Origin of the sequence: Rhodococcus tukisamuensis NBRC 100609, assembly GCF_001894985.1 — a bacterium.
Classification (GTDB): domain Bacteria; phylum Actinomycetota; class Actinomycetes; order Mycobacteriales; family Mycobacteriaceae; genus Rhodococcus_G; species Rhodococcus_G tukisamuensis.
Genome location: NZ_BCXG01000001.1, coordinates 59,595 through 76,834, shown reverse-complemented (window position 1 = coordinate 76,834; position 17,240 = coordinate 59,595). Strand labels below are relative to the sequence as shown.

Genomic DNA, 17,240 nt, shown 5'->3' with positions numbered 1-17,240 from the left:
AGGTCAGTTCCCCCTCGCGGCGTCGACGACGCCCATCGACTGTTTGTATGCGGTGTCCAGTTCGGCGGGGTCGTCGCAGGCGACGATCAGCTCTCCCCGCTGCATCACGTAGCCGCGCGCGGCGATCGGCCCCAGCGCGGCGAGCGACGGCTCCGCGATCAGGACGGTCACGCCCTCCGCCGCGAGGTCCGTGACCAGGGTCCGCAGTTGTCCCACGATCTTCGGTGCGAGGCCGGTCGTCATCTCGTCGAGCAGCAGCACCTTCGGCGTCGCCAGCAGCGCCCGGCCGAGCACGAGCATCTGCTGCTCGCCGCCGCTGAGCACGCCCGCGTACGACTGCGCGCGCTCACGCAGCACCGGGAACCGGTCGAGGGCGGAGTCGACGGAGTCCTTGCCCAGTCCGAGCAGGTCCGCGCCCACCCTCAGGTTCTCGAGCACCGACATCTTCATGAACAGCTGCCGGCCCTGCGGCACGTAGGCGAAGCCCTCCCGCACCCGACGGGCCGCGGGCAGGTTGTCCACCCGCCGACCGTCGACGGTGACCGAGCCGGTGGCGCGGGTGGAGCCGTAGACCGCCCCGAACAGGCTCGTCTTGCCCGCACCGTTGGGGCCGACCACCGCGGTGACGGTGCCGGACGGGGCCGTGAACGTGGCGCCGTGCACCGCCACCGCCGAGCCGTAGCGCACGCAGATGTCGCGCACCTCCAGCGTTGTCATGTGTTTTCCTCTCCCGCACCGAAGTACACCTCACGCATGGCGTCGCTCGCCAGGCATTCCGCGGGACTGCCGTGGAATGCGACCGCACCGAAGTTGAGCAGGACCACGGTGGTGGCGAGCTCGGCGATGAGGTCGACGTTGTGGTCGACCAGGACCACCCCGCGTCCCTGCTGCTGGATCTGACGGACCGCCCCGGCGATTGCCACGATGCCGTTGTGGTCGGCACCGGCGAACGGCTCGTCGAGCAGCAGCACCTGCGGGTCGGTCGCCATCGCCCGCGCCACCTCCACCAGCCGCTGCCCACCCAGGCTCAGGTCGCCGCAGTTGCTGGTGGTGTCGGTGATCGAGTACTCGGCCGCGACGGCGCGCGCCCGCCGGTCCGCGACGGACGGGTCCTCGAACGGCCCCTTGAGCGCCCACCACAGCGAGTGCAGCGGCGAGCGCATCCGGTGCCCGTAGATGCCGGGCACGATGTTCTCCACCGCGCTCAGCTCCAGCGCCAACTGCGGGTGCTGGAAGGTGCGCGAGAGTCCCTGGCGGGCGCGCCGGTCGCTGCCGCCGGTCAGCGCGCGCCCGGACAGTCGCACGGTGCCCGCGTCGGCCTGCTGGGTGCCGAAGATGCAGTCGACCAGGGTGGTCTTGCCGGCGCCGTTGGGTCCGACCAGGCCGATCACCTCGCCCGGCGCGACGGTGAAGGAGACGTCGTCGACCGCACGAAGTCCGCCGTAGGACTTGGTCAGTCCCCGAATCTCGAGCAGCGCGGTCTCCTCGAGCAGCGACGTCCCGATACTCTCGCTCACAGCTGTTCCCTTCCGTTGTTCGACCGCGGTACCAGCCGCGTCAGTGCCGACGCGGCCCAGCCGATGACCCCGCCCGGGGCCGCGATCAGGATCACCAGCACCGCGAGTGCCAGCAGCAGTTCGCCGCTGCCCTGGTAGCCGGGCATGTTCAGGGTCACGACCACCACGATCACCGCGCCCAGTGGGGCGCCCCAGGCCGAGTTCCGCCCGCCGATGATCGGCATGAAGATGGCCAGGAAGACGATGCTCAGGGTGAAGGTCTCGGGCGTGACGGCCTGCACGGACACCGTGAACAGCGACCCGCCGGTGGACGCGATGGCGGCGCCGACCGCGAGCGCGACGACCGTCAGGTGCGCCGGGTTGACGCCCGAGGAGCGGGCCAGGTTCTTGTTGTCCCGCGAGGCGCGCAACGTCAACCCCCACACCGACTTGCGCAGCCGGTCGACCACCACCGCGACCAGGCAGACGAACAAGATGGCCAGGACGACGAGGGCGTACCGCGGCGGCTGCCAGCCGAAGATCGTGACGGCCTCGACGCCGGAGATGCCGGCGGAGCCACCGGTGAAGGCGGGCCCGTCGATCAGCCAGTGCTCGAAGGCCATGCCGAACAGCAGGGTCACGGCGGCGAGGTAGAAGCCGGACAGCTTCTGGGTGGCCAGGCTCAGCACCACCGCGACCACCGCCGCGACCAGCGCACCGAGGATCCAGCCCCACCACATCGACAGCCCCGTGCGCACCGAGATCAGTGCCACCCCGTAGGCGCCGATGGCGGCGTACGCGCTGTAGGCCATCGACAGGGACCCCGCCATCACGAACGGGATGTACATGCCGAGGGCGATCAGGGAGTAGGTGGCGGCGAGGAACACCAGGTCCTGCCGGTAGAGGCTCGGCCCCATCCAGGCCAGCACGACGGCCACCACGGTGAGGGTGATCGCGGTCTCGACCGCGATGCCGGTCAGGGCCCTCCGCCCGCGACGCGGCGCGGCGGCGGCGGGAGTACCGGTCCGGCCGGACCTGCGTCCGGTGCCGGACCAACGTGTTGTGACGGTCATCAGACGCGCACCTTCCTCGAGAACACGCCCTCCGGCCGGAAGGCGAAAAAGACCAGCGCGAGAACGAGAATCGCCGTCTGCGCCGCGCTCGCACCGAAGTAGAACGGGGCGAAGACCTGGACGAACCCGAGCAGCATGCCGCCGATCAGCGGCGCCCAGCTCCGGCCGGTACCGCCGATCACCAGCGCCAGGAAGGCGGTCAGGGTCCAGGAGAGCCCACTGGTGAACTGCACGCCGGCCTTGGGCGCGAACAGCAGTCCCGCGACGGCGGCGATGACGCCCGCGGCCGTGAACGCCACCAGACGGATCCGGGCCACCGGCAGCCCGAGCACCCGCGCCGCGTCCGGGTTGTCGCCGACCGCGCGGAGCAGGCGACCGGTCTGCGAGGTCTGCAGCCAGATCCCCACCACCGCGAACACCAGCAGCGTGCCCCCGATCAGGGTGACGGAGGCGGTGTCGACGGTGGCGCCGGCGACGGTGAACGGCTCGGCGTCGAGGAGCTTCTGGCCGGGCAGCGGGGTGCGCCCGAAGATCGTGCCGGAGAGCTGCTGCACCGCGAACAGCACCGCGGTCACCGCGACCAGTGCCGGGAGTTCTCCCCGGCCGGAGCGCTTCTGGACCTGCTGGACCACGAGCAGGTCCGTCGCCACCGACAGCACGACGCCCACGGCCACACCGAGCACGAGCGCAAGCCACAGCGGCACACCGTAATTGACCACGACGGCGCTGCAGGCCATGGCCGCGGCCATCGCATACGGCCCCATGGCGAAGTTGAAGAAGTCCGCTCCCACCACGACCAGGTACATGCCCAGGGCGATCAGAGAGAAGAAGGCGCCGATCTCGACGGCGGCGAGCCAGAGTTGTACGTCAGTCATCCGGGGACTCCTTCGTCAGCTGCACGGCGGTTGGTAGGAATCCCAGGGGCCACTGGGCTGGTTGTCCGGACCGAAGTCGACCAGGACCAGGCCGCACAGGCTGTCCGGCGCCAGGTGGTCGCCGGGACTGAACGACAGGGTCAGCCGGTCCTGGCCGAAGGACGCGGGCAGGCCCGATACCTGCCGCAGGCCGTCGCGCACCTTGACGCGGTCGGTGTGGTCGCCGGCGATCTCGATGGCTCGGGCCAACATCATCACCGCGTCGTACGCCTGGGCGTCGTAGGCGGTGAGCACGTAGTCGGGGCCCTTGACCGCGCGCAGCTTCTCGGTGAGCGCAGCCGTGCGCGGGTTGCCCGAACTGAGGCTGCCCATGTAGACCATGCCGTCGAGCGCGCCGGGGTCGGCCAGCGCCCACGACTTGGGCTGGTTGCCGATCGAGGCGAGCGAGAAGCGCTGGGTGTCCGGGGCGATCTTCGCGAGGGTGTTGTGCGCGAGGATCTCGAAGTGGCCGCCGATGCTGGCCACCAGGATGGCGTCGGGGACGGTCCCGACCACCCGGGAGGCCTGCGCGGTCAGGTCGGCGGCGTCGACCGGGGCCTTCTCCACCGTGGTCACGGTCGCGCACTTCTCCAGCGCCGGCCGCAGCGTCTTGATGATGCCGTCGATGGAGGCACTGGCGTCGCCGAGGATGCCGAGCGTCCGGTAGCCGAGCTTCTCGAACGCCCCGCAGTACACCTCGGCGTACTGCTTGAGGGAGTTCGGGATCATGAACGAGTAGTCGTTGCCAGGCGCCGAAGCGAAGGCGTCGCTGAGCACCACCGGCGCGATGGCGGGGATCTGCGACTGCGTGAGCACCGACTTCGCCTGCAGCACCGAACCGCTGCCGGTGGCGAGCAGCACCGCGCTCGCGCCCTGGTCGACGAGTTTGCGGATGATCGACGGGGTCTTGGTCGGACTGCTCTCGTCGTTCTCCACGACGAGCTCGATGCGCTTGCCGTCGATTCCGCCCTGCTCGTTGAGCAGGTCGACCGCGATCCGGACGGTCTGCCCCGCGATGGTGCTGTACGACGCGCCCGGCCCCGTCGAGTCCTCGTCGAGCCCGATAACGATCGTCTCCGGCGACATCACGGTCACCGACGCGCAGCCCGTCAACCCCAGGGCCGCGGCCACCAGTAGCGGCGCGGCCTTTCCGATTCTCACAGTCGACTCCTGTCGTCGCCACGAACCTTCACCAGTTTGGCGAATCAATCAAGCGCTTGATTGGACGCTTGGCCAGGGCGAGTATGCCGTGGGTCACACGGGAAAGTCAAAGGCGGGTAAACCGGCCGCCACGCGCCGACCGATCGGGACCCCGACGGCCGGGGCAGAGTCCGGGCCGCCGGGCAGGGGAGGGTGGGCCCCGGGTCAGCCCTCGCGGCCGCGCTGGAGCGCGCGCACGGCGTCCTTGAGCTCACGCAGGTCGCGCCTCAGCTCCGCGAGATCGTCCGCACCGGCGTCCGCACCGGCAACGGCCCGGTCGGCACTCCCGACGTCCGCCGCCACGGGCGCGACGGGGCGGCGCGGCCCGGCCGCCGGCCGGGCGGCGCCCGGGCTGGCAAACCCGTCCAGGAACACGGTGATGAGCTCGTGACGCAACTGCTCGGCCGACTCCCGCAGGGTCGGACGGGACAACCGCACCGTCGACCAGACCGACTCGCGGATCATCCGATGGAAGTGCTCGGGGTCGATGTCGTCGCGCAACTCCCCCTCGGCCACACCGAGACCGATTGCCGACCGCCAGAAGTCGTGGGCGCGGGCGACCGAGGTGGCGATCCGGCTCTCGGCGGGCTGCGCGGACAGCCAGCCCTCGTTCTGGTAGATCTCGGTGGCGAACGGGTGGTCGGCCGCGGCCGCGAACGACTGCGCGACCATCTGCGAGAGCCGCTCCCGCGCGGACAGCGCGGGGTCGGTCGTCGCCTCGTAACGCTCGTTGAGGTCGTCGAGGAAGGTCACCACGATCTCGAGGGCGATCGCGTCCTTGGAACCGAAGTAGTGGTAGAGGCTCCCGGACAGGATGCCGACCGCATCGGCGATGTCGCGGACGGTGGTGCCGGCGACCCCCCGCTCGCAGAACAGCTGCGCGGCGTGAAGGAGAATCTCGTCGCGGCGGGCGGTGCTCATCGGGTCCCCCTCGTGGCGCCGCCACGGTCGGACGTCTCGCCAAGCGACACCGTTCCGTCCGACGCCGCCGATCGAACGCTTGCTTGATCGTTTGGGAGCGTACACGAGCCACCGCCACCGGAGGCCGCAAATCCCGTGGATCCGTGGCGCACACCCGATCCCGGCTGCGAGGTCGGCGACTCGGTTCGACCTTCATGACGCGGACAACGCCGCCCCGCCGCGGACGCCCGGTGAAGTCTTGTTCACACGGATGCAATCACGGTCACCAACTCGTCACCGACAGACATTCAGCCGCAACAACTTCCGCCTACTGTCCTCGAATACAGCCCGGTACACACGCCGCGTATACAACCGCTGCCGTCACCGGGCTCGCCAGCGCTCTTCCGCGAATCACCGCTGCCACGACCATCCCTCCACGAATCAGTCCCTCGACCGAAAGGCCTGTACATGCGCACCTTCTCGAAGCGGACCCTCGCCGCCCCCGCCGCGCTCGCTGCCGTCGGCCTGGTGCTGACCGGCTGCGGCAGTAAGGCCTCCGACACGGCGTCCGCCGCCACCGCCCCGTCCTGCGTCGACACCTCCGGCGACACCGTAAAGATCGGCTCGCTCAACTCCCTCTCGGGCACCATGGCCATCAGCGAGGTCACCGTGCGGGACTCGATCGCGCTCGCGGTCGAGCAGATCAACAACGCGGGCGGGGTGCTGGGCAAGAAGATCCAGGTGGTCTCCGAGGATGGCGCCTCCGAACCGACGGTGTTCGCGGAGAAGGCCGAGAAGCTGATCAGCAGCGACTGTGTCGCAGCCGTTTTCGGCGGCTGGACCTCCTCCAGCCGCAAGGCGATGCTGCCGGTCTTCGAGGACCGGAACTCCCTGCTGTACTACCCCGTCCAGTACGAGGGCCTCGAGGACTCGAAGAACATCTTCTACACCGGGGCCACCACCAACCAACAGATCGTGCCGGCGCTGGACTACCTGAAGCAGAAGGGCGTCAAGTCCCTCTACCTGGTGGGCAGCGACTACGTGTTCCCGCAGACCGCGAACCGGATCATCAAGGCGTACGCGGAGGCCAACGGCATCGAGATCAAGGGCGAGGACTACACCCCGCTCGGGTCCACCGACTTCTCCACCATCGTCAACAAGGTCCGCGCCGCGGACGCCGACGCCGTGTTCAACACCCTCAACGGCGATTCGAACGTCGCATTCTTCCGCGAGTACGCCAACGTCGGACTCGAGCCCGCCGACATGCCGGTGGTCTCGGTCTCGATCGCCGAGGAAGAGGTCGGCGGCATCGGTGCGCAGAACATCGCGGGCCAGCTCACCGCGTGGAACTACTACGAGACCGTGGACTCGCCCGCGAACAAGGCCTTCGTCGACGCCTACCAGGCAAAGTACGGCGCGGCCAAGCCCACCTCCGACCCGATGGAGGCGGCCTACACCTCCGTCTACCTCTGGAAGAACACCGTGGAGAAGGCGAACTCGTTCGCCACCAATGACATTCAGGACCACGCCGACGGAGTCACCTTCGACGCCCCCGAGGGCCTGGTCACCATCGACGGCTCGAACCACCACGTCACCAAGACCGCCCGGATCGGTGAGGTGCGGCCCGACGGGCTGATCTACACGGTGTGGGACTCCGGCTCCCCGGTCCAGCCCGACCCGTACCTGACCTCCTACCCCTGGGCCTCCGGCCTCGGCGGCTGACCCGACGACCACACCCCCACCACCTTCAGGAGGACGTCAATGGACGTCGTTGTCGGACAGCTGTTCACCGGTCTGAGCATCGGCTCGATCCTGCTGCTGGCCGCACTCGGGCTGTCGCTGACCTTCGGTCAGATGGGCGTGATCAACATGGCCCACGGCGAGTTCATCATGGCCGGCTCGTACACCGCCTACGTGGTCCAGCAGGTGATCTCCAGCTCCACCGGATCGCTGCTCATCTCCCTGGTGGTGGGCTTCCTGGTCGGCGGCGCGCTCGGCGTCGCACTGGAGATGACGCTGGTGCGCCGCATGTACCACCGGCCACTCGACACCCTGCTGGTCACCTTCGGCGTGGGCCTGGTGCTCCAGCAGTTGGCCCGCGACATCTTCGGCGCCCCCGCGGTCAACGTCGTCGCGCCGGGCTGGCTGTCCGGCGGCGTCGAGATCCTCGGCGCGGTGGTGCCGAGGACTCGAATCTTCATTCTCGTCCTGGCGATCGCCGCGGTGGCGGCCCTGTCGGTGGCGCTCAAACGCTCACCCATGGGTCGCCGCATCCGTGCGGTGGTGCAGAACCGCGACCTGGCCGAGACCAGCGGGATCTCCAGCCGCCGAACCGATGTCACCACGTTCTTCATCGGTTCGGGCCTGGCGGGTGTTGCCGGCGTCGCGCTCACCCTGATCGGGTCGACCAGCCCGACCCTCGGGCAGTCCTACCTGATCGACGCCTTCCTGGTGGTGGTGGTCGGCGGGCTGGGACAGCTCAAGGGCGCCGTGATCGCGGCCTTCGCCCTGGGCCTGCTGAACTCCTTCGTCGAGTACTCGACCACCGCGTCGATCGCCAAGGTCATCGTCTTCGTGGTCATCGTCGTGTTCCTCCAGGTCCGTCCGCAAGGACTGTTCGCAGTCAAGACGAGGAGCCTCGCATGAGCATCCTGACCCGCGGCCCACGCCGCACCTGGGCGGGCTTCGCGCTGGCCGCCACCGCGCTGTTCGGCCTCGCACCCGCCGTCCTCAGCGACTTCCGGCTCAGCCTGCTGGCCAAGTTCCTGTGCTTTGCCATCGTCGCGGTCGGCATCGGCCTGGCCTGGGGACGTGGCGGCATGCTGACCCTCGGCCAGGGCGTGTTCTTCGGCATCGGCGCGTATGCGATGGCCATGCACCTGAAGATCGCCGACGCCGAACTCAAGGGTTCCGAGGTCCCGGACTTCATGCAGATCGCGGGGATCCGGACGCTGCCGGGCTACTGGGCGCCGTTCGCGTCCCCGGCGGTGACGATCCTGGCGATCCTGCTGCTGCCCGCCCTGGTGGCCTTCGTGCTCGGTCTCGGTGTCTTCAAGCGCCGGGTAAAGGGGGCGTACTTCGCGATCCTCAGCCAGGCCCTGGCCGCGGCCTTCGCCATTGCGCTCATCGGCCAGCAGAGCACCGGCGGCAGCAACGGACTCAACAGGTTCCGGACATTCTTCGGCTTCAGCCTGGCCGACCCCGCGAACAAGCGGATGCTGTTCTTCATCGCGGCCGGCGTGCTGCTCGCGGTGGTCGCCGTGACCCGCCAGCTGATGAACAGCCGCTACGGGGAACTGCTCGTGGCGGTCCGCGACCAGGAGGAGCGGGTCCGGTTCCTGGGTTACGACCCGGCGAACGTCAAGCTCGTCGCGTACGTGACCGCGGCCTTCTTCGCCGGCATCGCGGGCGCGCTGTTCGTGCCGATCGTGGGCATCATCTCCCCCGCCGACGTGGGCATCGTGCCGTCGATCGCCTTCCTGATCGGCGTCGCGATCGGCGGCCGGGCCACCCTGCTGGGGCCGGTGCTCGGCGCGATCGGGGTGGCCTGGGCGCAGAGCGCGTTCTCCGAGACGTTCCCGTCCGGCTGGGTCTACGCCCAGGGCCTGTTGTTCATCGTGGTGGTCGGCTTCTTCCCGGCCGGGGTGGCGGGACTTTTCGCGCTGCGCCGCAGGCGCAGGTCCGCCGACACACCGACGGCGGCGGCGCCCGCCGTGGAGACGGAAATGGAGTTCGCTCGATGACCGACACGACGACCACCGCAACGACGGGTCCGGCGCCCGCATTCGGCGGCAACGCGGGCATGTCCAGCCAATACCTCGAGGTGCGCGACCTGCGGGTGAGCTTCGACGGGTTCACGGCGGTCGACGGGGTGGACCTGACGCTGCTGCAGGGTGACCTGCGCTTCCTGATCGGCCCCAACGGTGCCGGGAAGACCACCCTGGTCGACGCCATCACCGGCCTGGTGCCGGCTGGCGGATCGGTCACCAAGTCCGGAATCGAACTGGTGGGAAAGAAGGTTCACCAGATCGCGCGGCTCGGCGTGGGTCGGACCTTCCAGACCGCCAGCGTCTTCGAGGAGCTCACGGTCCTGCAGAACCTCGACATCGCCGCCGGTGCCGGCCGCGGGGCCCTGACCATGCTGCGCCGCCGCCGGACGGTCGAACCGCGGATCGACGAGGCCCTCGAGACCACCGGTCTCGCGGCGCTGCGTGACACCCAGGCCGGAATCCTGGCGCACGGGCAGAAGCAGTGGCTCGAGATCGGCATGCTGCTGGTGCAGAACTGCGACGTGCTGCTGCTCGACGAGCCGGTCGCCGGGATGAGCCACGAGGAGCGCGAGGAGACCGGAAACCTGTTGCGGCGCATCGGCGGTGAACGCACCGTGGTGGTGGTCGAACACGACATGGACTTCATGCGGGCCTTCGCCACCTCGGTCACCGTGCTGCACGGTGGCCGGGTGCTGAGCGAGGGCACCGTCGAACAGGTGCAGGCCGACCCCCGCGTCCAGGAGGTCTACCTGGGCACCGCCGCGGCGGCCGACACCACGACCGAGGAGACAGACGATGCTCGAACTCGTTGACCTGCGATCCGGATACGGGCGAACCGAGGTGATCCACGGGGTGTCGCTGGAGGTGCCGTCCGACGGCGTCGCCGCGGTCCTCGGACACAACGGCGCCGGCAAGACCACGCTGCTGCGCGCCGCGGTCGGGCTGCTACCGGTTCGCTCGGGCACCGTGCGGTTCGACGGCGAGGACGTCACCGCGCTGCGGCCCAGCGCCCGGGTGGCGCGGGGACTGGCCTACGTCCCGCAGGGCCAGCAGTCGTTCGGCCAGCTGACCACCGCGGAGAACCTGCAGCTGGTGGCCGACGGCAGGCGGCGGGGCCGGGCCCTGGTGGCCGAGGCCCTGGACCTCTTCCCCGCCCTGACCGGCCTGCTCGACCGGCGCGCCGGGCTGCTCTCCGGCGGCCAGCGTCAGCAGCTCGCGATCGCGCGGGCCCTGATCACCGAGCCGAAGATGTTGATCCTCGACGAGCCGACCGAGGGCATCCAACCGAACGTGGTGGCCGAGATCGAGCGCACCGTCATCGAACTCACCCGTCGCGGCGACCTCGGCGTGCTGCTGGTGGAGCAGCACATCGGGTTCGCCCTGCACGCCGCGCGGCGCTACCACGTCCTCGCCTCCGGCCGCATCGCCTCGTCCGGTCCCGGCGGCGCGGCCGCGGGCACCGACGTGCGCAGCGCGGTGTCGGAGGTCCGATCCGCGATGGCGATCTGATGGGCACCCGACGACCCGAATCCGGGTCCCTCAGCGATCACGTCTACCTGTCCCTGCGGTCGGACCTGATGTGCGGCCTGATCACCCCCGGTGAACGGCTCGGCGAGGAACGCCTGGCCGGCCAGTACGGCGTGTCCCGGACCCCGGTCCGCGAGGCGCTGGCCCGGCTGCTCGCCGACGGGCTGATCCAGCGCGACGAGGGCGGACTGTTCCCGTACCGGCCGCGGCTCGACGAGCTCGCCGGTCTCTACGAACTACGGACGGTCCTGGAACTGCAGGGCATCTCACGGATCAGCGGCGACGCCGACCGGCGGCACGACCCGGACGTCCTGGGCCCCGAACTGGACCGGTGGTACGCGCTGCGCGACCGGATGCCGGAGCCGGACGCCGGGTTCGTCGGCCTCGACGAGCAGTTCCACACCGCGCTGCTGGTGTCGGCCGGCAACCGGGCGCTCGCCGATGCGCTGGTCGCCGTCAACGCGAAGGTCCGCCCGGTCCGGATGTTCGACTACCTGACGCCGGACCGGATGGCGGCGACCGTCGACGAGCACGTGCACCTGGCCGAACTCGTGCTCGACGGCCGCCTCGATGCCGCCCACGACGCCCTGCGCCGGCACATCGACGAGTCTCGCCAGGTGGTGGTGGCGCGGGCCGGGGAGGCGCTGTCGATGGCGCGGATGGCGTCGGCGATGCGAGGGTAGGGGCGTGCGGCGAGGGCCGGTCGGAGGGGAAGCTACACGGCGAACGGCAGCGTCTGCGTGCGCCCCGAGATGTTCGTTCGCCGAGTGACTTTCGCCGAGGGATCGCGCTCCCCCAACGCCGACTTCAACGAGTCGTGGTGTCGGAACAACGGACGCACACCGGTGACCGACAGCGTTCGTTCGGCACCCCGCGAACAGGTCACCAGACGCAGGTCGAGGTGGTAACAGTCTGCCCGTTTCCGCGCTCCGGCGAGCTCACCGGCAGCCGAGATGCTGATGAACTCTGCCGCAGAAAGGTCGACAACCACACCGTGGTAGCTCGTCGACAGGGCTCCGTCGAGCACCCGACAGAATTCTGGAAGGGTCGACGCGTCGAGATCCCCGTAGACGGTGACGACGGTGGCGAGAGAGCACCCAGAGCCGCAATCCGGCGGCCGGTACATCGGACGGTCGGTGTGCGGAACCGCAAGTGTGTAGTGGAGCGTCCGGGATGCGGCCACGACGGACCTCCGTTGGTCATGTCTCAGTTTCAGTCCACGGGACGCCATGCCCGTCGGGCATTGCGTTCACGATCCCTGACCAGGGATCGAACTGACCGGGGAGCGGACATCGGAAGTGCGGGGCGCGAACTGCGCGAACGTGCGCCGTGACATTCAAAACTGCGCACGACATTCAAGACTGCGCACCTTGGTGGTGCTCCACCTCTTCTTTCTACCACTGCCAGACCGGTCTGTACACCGCGAAATCCGGGTACCGTGGAGGGATGACTGGACCGTCGGCACCGGCTGTCAGGGAGGTCGGCGGTGCCCGCAGGGAGGTCGGCGGTGCCCGCGACCGCATCCTCGCCACGGCGTACCGCCTGTTCTCCCGGCGAGGCGTGCGGGATGTCGGGGTCAACGAGATCGTTTCCGCGTCCGGTGTCGCCAAAGCCACTCTCTACCAACACTTCCGAACCAAGAATGATCTGGTGCTCGCCTTCCTGGAGCAGCGCGAGGCGGAGTGGACCTTCGCGCTCGTGGAGGAGGAGTCTCGGGTACGCGGCGGCACTCCGGAGGAACAGCTTCTGGCCATCTTCGATGTCTTCGACGACCTGTTCGGCGATGCCGACCGATTCGACGGGTGTTCGTTCATCAGCATCCTGCTCGAACTGGGCCCCGACAGCGCCGCCGGCCAGGCATGTATCGCGCACCTGGCCACCATTCGCAGCATCGTCAGCGGACGGGCAGAGCGCGCCGGGCTGACGGACCCCGAGGGTTTTGCCCGCTCCTGGCACATTCTGATGAAGGGATCGATCATCGCCGCGGTCGAGGGAGACACGGCAGCGGCTCGCCGCGCACAGCGCATGGCGCAGTTGCTGATCGAAGATCATCGCGGCGAGCCTGACTGAAGCTCACAGGCTGATCGTCCTGGCTGTGTCCGTCGGATCGTTCTCCACGGGACCGTCCCCCTGCCGATGCGTGCTCGCGGTCCGGACTACCTGTCCTGTTCGGAGCGCTGACGGGTTTCCTGAGCTGCGGCCTCGGCGCGGGCCTTCTCTGCAGCCGCCTCCTTCTCCGCGACGTCACGCTGAGCATCGGCCTTGTCCTGCTGGGCCTGCCCCTCTCGGGTCAGCTTGTCGTTGCCAGTCACGGCCCCGACCGCCTCCTTCGCCTTGCCCTTCACCCCTTCGACGACGCCCTTGACGCCTTCGGCCGGTCCGGACTTGTTGTCTGCCATGGGAATGCACCTCCTGGTTGTCCGTTTCGTGCTCCTCGGGAGTACCCGGCGCCTACCTTCAACAAACCCGTCGACCCTTCAATGCGTCGGGGGCAAGCGCCACGAACGCGAGTCGCTGACGATGTGTACCGCCGCGCGAGGTTGGGCACACGGGGACCACACCACCCAATCCGTCTCGACCGAAGGAGGACCGCCATGCCTCGCAAGGGATCCGATCCACATCTCAAGGACAGGAGCTCTACGAGGACCTGCGCCGGCAGGGCGATTCCAAGGAGATCGCGCTGACCGGGTACGCGTCGTGGCGCGCTCGGAGGTCACATCGCCTTAGGCAAGGACCTGCCTGCCGCCAGATGAGGTTTCGTCTCGCCCGCCCGTGGTATCCCCGAGCCATGTCTGCGACGCTACCCATGCCGCGAGGGCCGATATCGTGCGCGATTGTCACCGCGCTCTCCGGCGACCGGAGCGCGTCGACTCGCCTGCCACCCGCCGTCGGCCACGCCCACCCTCTCGGCGGGGATCTTCAACTCGCACTGCAGGTCTGCTACGAAATCCACTACCGGGGTTTCGCCGGGGTCGACCCCGAGTGGGAATGGGATCCCGACCTGATCCGGCTGCGCGGAGAAATGGAGCGCCTCTTCCTGGCGCGTGTTCGCGACGAGGTGGCAGGCGGTGCGGACGCCGAGACGGCACTGGACGCCGCCGCCACCGAGCCGCCCGGCGGTGCGGGTGTCTCGCGCTACCTCCTGGAGGAGGGCACGTGGGACCAGATGCGGGAGTATTTCGTACATCGATCGATCTATCAGCTCAAGGAGGCCGATCCGCAGGCCTGGGCCATCCCTCGACTGGAGGGCCGCGCGAAGTGCGCGTTTGTCGCGGTCGAGTACGACGAGTTCGGCGCCGGGCGGCCCGAACGGATGCATGCCACTCTCTTCGAGGACCTGCTCCGGGCCGCCGAACTCGACCACCGCTATCTCGGCTATCTCGACGAGGTCCCCCCGGAGACGCTGGCGATCGTCAATCTGATGTCGCTGTACGGGCTGCACCGGGCCCTGCGCGGGGCGCTGGTCGGGCACTTCGCCGCGGTCGAGATCACCACACCGCCCAGCGCCGGTCGGTTGGTCGCCGCGCTCGAGCGAATGCAGGCCCCGGAGGAGTGCATCCGTTTCTACACTGAGCATGTCGAGGCCGATGCCGTGCACGAACAGGTCCTGCGCGACGACGTCGTCGGCGCGCTCCTCGAAAGCGAGCCCGAACTGGCTGCCGACGTGGTGTTCGGCGTTCAGGCCACCGAGTTGCTCGAGGACCGGTTGGCCGCATATCTGATGCAGAAGTGGCAACGCGGTGCCAGCACCCTGCTTCCCGTGAGCGGTCCACACCGGTCGGACAATCACCTGATGCGCTGAGCGGAGATGCACTGAACGGCTCGGTGAGGCACGGCTCAGTGGGGCCGGCAGCGCCGGTGACTGGTGTCGCAGAGGGGATAGATTCCGCTGCGCCGGCACATGCAGATCGCGACCACGAACCGGTCGGAGGTCACGATCCTTCCGTCGGGCAGGGTTATCCGCACCGGCCCCCGCACCAACGCCGGGCCACCTCGCACCCGGCGAAGCCGCTCGACCGCCGGGGAGTCCCACTCCGGATAGTCGGCGCTGTCGGGAGTTTCGACGTCACGCGGGTTTGCAGGCACGAATCACCACCAGTTCCTCCCAGTCCTGGCCGGGCCGGCAGTAGCCGTGGGTCTGCAGGTATGCGGACCGTCGCCGCATCACGGGGCCGAACGGGACACGGCTGCGCGCCACCACCGCGGCATCGAGTCCGCCGCCGCGCAGGCGTGAGAGGGTGCGGCTGACTCCGCACACGTGGGAGTGCACGACCAGGAGGGATCCGCCCGGCCGGAGCAGTTCGGCGGCGGCGGCGCACAAGGGCTCGAGCACGGCGCGGCCGTCTCGTCCCGCGTCCCAGCGGGCGGAGTGCCCAGCCGGGCCGGACAGGGCGCCTTCGGGGCCGGGCACGTACGGCGGGTTGGACACGACCAGGTCGAACGGCCCCGCCTCGGCCGCTGCCACCAGGCCACCTCGTCGGACCCGGATCGGCAGGCCCCGCAGGCGGGCATTGATCCAGGCGGCCGCGACGGCCCGCGCCGAGGTGTCCACGGCCGTGACGTGAGCCGCTCCCGACCGGACGGCGACCATGGCCAGGGCGCCGCTACCCGTGCAGAAGTCGAGCACCCGACTTCCCGCGGAGAGCGAGGTCGCCGCGAGCACCGACGCGATCAGGCGGGTGTCCTGTTGTGGGCGGTAGACCCCCGGGAGCACGCAAATTCGGGGCGGCAGCGGGTCCGCCTCCGGTATCGACGGGGAGGAGTTGAACGATGCGGTCCGGTCCACTTCATCCCCCTTGCGACTACCGAACGGTGTACGCGACGGATGCCCACCCCTGGGGCCCCGAAACCCGCGTTCGGCGTGCGCCGTGGTTTGGCGGGCACTGCGGCGGGGGGGTTTGCCGGGCGCTGTGGCGGGCAACCTCGAGTATGAGCATTGAGCAGACGCCCGGACCGGACGTGCGGAGCGCCGGTGCCACCTGTCCGTCCGTCGGAGTCGAGAAAGAGTTCCTCCTCGTCGGCCCGGACACCGGGCAGCCCCGACTGTGCAACACCGAGGTGGCCGCGGCAGCCGAGAAACTCGGGCTCTCCCTGCAACTGGAACGACGAACTCGGCGAGTACCGCCGGGCGCAATGTCCGGTGAAGTCCACACCCACTGAAGAAATCCCGAGTTGAGGAGCCGAAATGGACACCACAAACACCGTCGTATGGATCGTCGTCGCGGTCGTGGTCGTAGTGATCGTGGCCCTGGCCGTCTGGGCGCTGGCCAACCGACGCGCAGAACATCGCCGCGGCGAAGCCGCGAACATCCGGGACCAGGCGCGGGAGGAGTCGTTCGAGGTCGGACAACGTGAGGCACTGGCCGAGGAGACCGACGCCAAGGCCCGCGCGGCGGCAGCCGAAGCCGACGCCAAGGCAGCCGAAGCCGATCGCCTGCAACAACGCGCCGGCGCACACAGCTCCGAGGCGGCCGCGTCCCGCGAGGAGTTGGACAAGAAGTGGCAACGCGCGGACGAGATCGATCCGGACATCAAGTCACCGGATCCCGAGTCGGGCAACGCATCACCCGGATCTGAGGCCCCCCGTGGAACCGAGACCCGGAGTCCGGGCACCGACAGCCGGTCCAACCCCGACGGACGCCCGTAGGACCACTCACGAATCAGCCGCATTTCCACACGAAGCCGAAGGGGTACGACAAGGCCATGCGCAAACTATGGATCGGAATGATCATCGGCGCCGCAACAGGCGCAGCCATCGGAGCGACAGTCGACGGAACCAGACGCGCGCGTGAGGTTGCGGTCGAGGCCGGTCACGCCGTCGCCCAGTCGGTCAAGGAGCACGTCCCGGAGGCCAGGGAGCGGCTGCGGGAAGTCGACCTGCCTGCCAAGGCCCACGAGGTCCTCGACCGAGCCGCCGACTCGTCGGCCGCCGACGCGACACGGCAGGCGGCCCGGAACCTGGCGGACGCCGCGAAAGACGCCGCACAGTCGACGTCGAGCCGCCTGCATCACCGGGACGACGGCGTCGCCGGCGAGCAGTGACAACGAATCCCACCGAGAACGGTTGGATGCCGCCGGGCGGGGTATCCGGAGACTCTGGCCGCCTCGCGAAGATGGTTTCGACGCGGCCGACCGTTCGCGAACCCGCGGCCGGGTCAACACACAAGGGAGAAACCCATGGGCGCCGTCGACAAGGCGAAGAACAAGGCCGAAGAGTTGGCAGGCAAGGCCAAGGAGAAGGTCGGGCAGGCCACCGGAGACAAGGACACCGAGGCCGAGGGTCACAAGGATCAGGCGAAGGGCAACCTGAAGCAGGCCGGCGAGAAGGTCAAGGACGCCTTCAAGGACTGACCCTGCGGC

General features: G+C 69.2%; 21 protein-coding genes. 11 read left to right on the top strand and 10 right to left on the bottom strand.

Features of this window, described 5'->3' with window-relative positions; translation table 11 throughout:
* Positions 1-3: 3 nt before the first annotated feature.
* From RT2_RS00350 to RT2_RS00325, 6 genes are all read right to left on the bottom strand, one after another.
* Positions 4-717, bottom strand: coding sequence for an ABC transporter ATP-binding protein (locus RT2_RS00350; RefSeq protein WP_072842534.1), 714 nt, complete (start codon positions 715-717; stop codon positions 4-6).
* On the bottom strand, positions 714-1,517 hold the full coding sequence (locus tag RT2_RS00345; RefSeq protein WP_245709317.1) for an ABC transporter ATP-binding protein: 804 nt from the start codon (positions 1,515-1,517) through the stop codon (positions 714-716). The genes RT2_RS00350 and RT2_RS00345 overlap by 4 nt, the downstream gene beginning before the upstream one ends.
* Positions 1,514-2,569: a branched-chain amino acid ABC transporter permease gene (locus RT2_RS00340; RefSeq protein ID WP_072842533.1), complete on the bottom strand. Its 1,056-nt coding sequence runs from the start codon at positions 2,567-2,569 to the stop codon at positions 1,514-1,516. Before RT2_RS00340 ends, RT2_RS00345 begins: the two co-directional genes overlap by 4 nt.
* Positions 2,569-3,444 carry a branched-chain amino acid ABC transporter permease gene (locus tag RT2_RS00335; RefSeq protein WP_072842532.1) on the bottom strand — a complete coding sequence of 292 codons (876 nt, stop codon included), beginning with the start codon at positions 3,442-3,444 and terminating at the stop codon, positions 2,569-2,571. The genes RT2_RS00340 and RT2_RS00335 overlap by 1 nt, the downstream gene beginning before the upstream one ends.
* Before the next feature lie 15 nt (positions 3,445-3,459).
* Positions 3,460-4,644, bottom strand: a complete 1,185-nt coding sequence (locus RT2_RS00330; RefSeq protein ID WP_072842531.1) for an ABC transporter substrate-binding protein — start codon at positions 4,642-4,644, stop codon at positions 3,460-3,462.
* A 204-nt stretch (positions 4,645-4,848) separates the two neighbouring features.
* Positions 4,849-5,604, bottom strand: a complete 756-nt coding sequence (locus RT2_RS00325; RefSeq protein WP_072842530.1) for a TetR/AcrR family transcriptional regulator — start codon at positions 5,602-5,604, stop codon at positions 4,849-4,851.
* A gap of 447 nt (positions 5,605-6,051) precedes the next feature.
* Here RT2_RS00325 and urtA point away from each other — a divergent pair, with 447 nt between their 5' ends.
* From urtA to RT2_RS00295, 6 genes are read left to right on the top strand one after another with little or no spacing between them, the layout of a single operon-like run.
* A complete protein-coding gene (gene urtA / locus RT2_RS00320; protein WP_072842529.1) occupies positions 6,052-7,305 on the top strand; it encodes an urea ABC transporter substrate-binding protein in 1,254 nt (417 codons plus the stop codon).
* A 39-nt stretch (positions 7,306-7,344) separates the two neighbouring features.
* On the top strand, positions 7,345-8,229 hold the full coding sequence (urtB, locus tag RT2_RS00315) for an urea ABC transporter permease subunit UrtB (RefSeq protein ID WP_072842528.1): 885 nt from the start codon (positions 7,345-7,347) through the stop codon (positions 8,227-8,229).
* Positions 8,226-9,326: an urea ABC transporter permease subunit UrtC gene (gene urtC, locus RT2_RS00310; protein ID WP_072842527.1), complete on the top strand. Its 1,101-nt coding sequence runs from the start codon at positions 8,226-8,228 to the stop codon at positions 9,324-9,326. The genes urtB and urtC overlap by 4 nt, the downstream gene beginning before the upstream one ends.
* Positions 9,323-10,165 (top strand): urea ABC transporter ATP-binding protein UrtD, encoded by an 843-nt coding sequence (gene urtD, locus RT2_RS00305; protein ID WP_072842526.1) that lies wholly within the window; start codon positions 9,323-9,325, stop codon positions 10,163-10,165. Before urtC ends, urtD begins: the two co-directional genes overlap by 4 nt.
* Complete coding sequence (gene urtE / locus RT2_RS00300) at positions 10,149-10,862, top strand: urea ABC transporter ATP-binding subunit UrtE (protein ID WP_072842525.1); 714 nt, start codon at positions 10,149-10,151, stop codon at positions 10,860-10,862. Before urtD ends, urtE begins: the two co-directional genes overlap by 17 nt.
* A complete protein-coding gene (locus tag RT2_RS00295) occupies positions 10,862-11,563 on the top strand; it encodes a GntR family transcriptional regulator (RefSeq protein WP_072842524.1) in 702 nt (233 codons plus the stop codon). Before urtE ends, RT2_RS00295 begins: the two co-directional genes overlap by 1 nt.
* Positions 11,564-11,595: 32 nt before the next feature.
* Here the strand turns inward: RT2_RS00295 and RT2_RS00290 are convergent, their stop codons facing one another.
* Positions 11,596-12,006 (bottom strand): STAS domain-containing protein, encoded by a 411-nt coding sequence (locus RT2_RS00290; protein ID WP_169888086.1) that lies wholly within the window; start codon positions 12,004-12,006, stop codon positions 11,596-11,598.
* A gap of 395 nt (positions 12,007-12,401) precedes the next feature.
* Between RT2_RS00290 and RT2_RS00285 the strand changes: the two genes are divergently transcribed.
* On the top strand, positions 12,402-12,950 hold the full coding sequence (locus RT2_RS00285; protein WP_072842814.1) for a TetR/AcrR family transcriptional regulator: 549 nt from the start codon (positions 12,402-12,404) through the stop codon (positions 12,948-12,950).
* A gap of 86 nt (positions 12,951-13,036) precedes the next feature.
* Here the strand turns inward: RT2_RS00285 and mbp1 are convergent, their stop codons facing one another.
* Positions 13,037-13,279, bottom strand: a complete 243-nt coding sequence (gene mbp1 / locus RT2_RS00280) for a microaggregate-binding protein 1 (protein ID WP_072842522.1) — start codon at positions 13,277-13,279, stop codon at positions 13,037-13,039.
* Between the two features lie 389 nt (positions 13,280-13,668).
* Between mbp1 and RT2_RS00275 the strand changes: the two genes are divergently transcribed.
* Positions 13,669-14,682 carry an iron-containing redox enzyme family protein gene (locus RT2_RS00275; RefSeq protein ID WP_217635603.1) on the top strand — a complete coding sequence of 338 codons (1,014 nt, stop codon included), beginning with the start codon at positions 13,669-13,671 and terminating at the stop codon, positions 14,680-14,682.
* A gap of 35 nt (positions 14,683-14,717) precedes the next feature.
* Here RT2_RS00275 and RT2_RS00270 read toward each other — a convergent pair whose 3' ends face one another.
* The gene (locus RT2_RS00270) at positions 14,718-14,879 is read right to left on the bottom strand and encodes a CDGSH iron-sulfur domain-containing protein (protein WP_072842520.1); all 162 of its coding nucleotides are present in this window, start codon (positions 14,877-14,879) and stop codon (positions 14,718-14,720) included.
* A 67-nt stretch (positions 14,880-14,946) separates the two neighbouring features.
* Positions 14,947-15,630, bottom strand: coding sequence for a methyltransferase (locus RT2_RS00265; RefSeq protein WP_371851130.1), 684 nt, complete (start codon positions 15,628-15,630; stop codon positions 14,947-14,949).
* Positions 15,631-16,065: 435 nt separating this feature from the next.
* Here RT2_RS00265 and RT2_RS00260 point away from each other — a divergent pair, with 435 nt between their 5' ends.
* The 3 genes from RT2_RS00260 to RT2_RS00250 all read left to right on the top strand — a co-directional run bounded on the left by RT2_RS00260 (position 16,066) and on the right by RT2_RS00250 (position 17,231).
* Complete coding sequence (locus RT2_RS00260) at positions 16,066-16,527, top strand: hypothetical protein (RefSeq protein WP_072842519.1); 462 nt, start codon at positions 16,066-16,068, stop codon at positions 16,525-16,527.
* Between the two features lie 56 nt (positions 16,528-16,583).
* Entirely contained in the window at positions 16,584-16,922 is a 339-nt protein-coding gene (locus tag RT2_RS00255) for a hypothetical protein (RefSeq protein WP_139191190.1), read from the top strand.
* A gap of 135 nt (positions 16,923-17,057) precedes the next feature.
* Positions 17,058-17,231 carry a CsbD family protein gene (locus RT2_RS00250; protein ID WP_072842517.1) on the top strand — a complete coding sequence of 58 codons (174 nt, stop codon included), beginning with the start codon at positions 17,058-17,060 and terminating at the stop codon, positions 17,229-17,231.
* Positions 17,232-17,240: the final 9 nt, after the last annotated feature.

Bases quoted from the DNA above. Each gene is read 5' to 3' on its own strand.
- RT2_RS00350 (WP_072842534.1), bottom strand. From the start codon at position 717: ATGACAACGCTGGAGGTGCGCGACATCTGCGTGCGCTACGGCTCGGCG.
- RT2_RS00340 (WP_072842533.1), bottom strand. From the start codon at position 2,569: ATGACCGTCACAACACGTTGGTCCGGCACCGGACGCAGGTCCGGCCGG.
- RT2_RS00335 (WP_072842532.1), bottom strand. From the start codon at position 3,444: ATGACTGACGTACAACTCTGGCTCGCCGCCGTCGAGATCGGCGCCTTC.
- RT2_RS00325 (WP_072842530.1), bottom strand. From the start codon at position 5,604: ATGAGCACCGCCCGCCGCGACGAGATTCTCCTTCACGCCGCGCAGCTG.
- urtA (WP_072842529.1), top strand. From the start codon at position 6,052: ATGCGCACCTTCTCGAAGCGGACCCTCGCCGCCCCCGCCGCGCTCGCT.
- urtB (WP_072842528.1), top strand. From the start codon at position 7,345: ATGGACGTCGTTGTCGGACAGCTGTTCACCGGTCTGAGCATCGGCTCG.
- urtC (WP_072842527.1), top strand. From the start codon at position 8,226: ATGAGCATCCTGACCCGCGGCCCACGCCGCACCTGGGCGGGCTTCGCG.
- urtD (WP_072842526.1), top strand. From the start codon at position 9,323: ATGACCGACACGACGACCACCGCAACGACGGGTCCGGCGCCCGCATTC.
- urtE (WP_072842525.1), top strand. From the start codon at position 10,149: ATGCTCGAACTCGTTGACCTGCGATCCGGATACGGGCGAACCGAGGTG.
- RT2_RS00295 (WP_072842524.1), top strand. From the start codon at position 10,862: ATGGGCACCCGACGACCCGAATCCGGGTCCCTCAGCGATCACGTCTAC.
- RT2_RS00290 (WP_169888086.1), bottom strand. From the start codon at position 12,006: ATGTACCGGCCGCCGGATTGCGGCTCTGGGTGCTCTCTCGCCACCGTC.
- mbp1 (WP_072842522.1), bottom strand. From the start codon at position 13,279: ATGGCAGACAACAAGTCCGGACCGGCCGAAGGCGTCAAGGGCGTCGTC.
- RT2_RS00275 (WP_217635603.1), top strand. From the start codon at position 13,669: ATGTCTGCGACGCTACCCATGCCGCGAGGGCCGATATCGTGCGCGATT.
- RT2_RS00260 (WP_072842519.1), top strand. From the start codon at position 16,066: ATGGACACCACAAACACCGTCGTATGGATCGTCGTCGCGGTCGTGGTC.
- RT2_RS00255 (WP_139191190.1), top strand. From the start codon at position 16,584: ATGCGCAAACTATGGATCGGAATGATCATCGGCGCCGCAACAGGCGCA.
- RT2_RS00250 (WP_072842517.1), top strand. From the start codon at position 17,058: ATGGGCGCCGTCGACAAGGCGAAGAACAAGGCCGAAGAGTTGGCAGGC.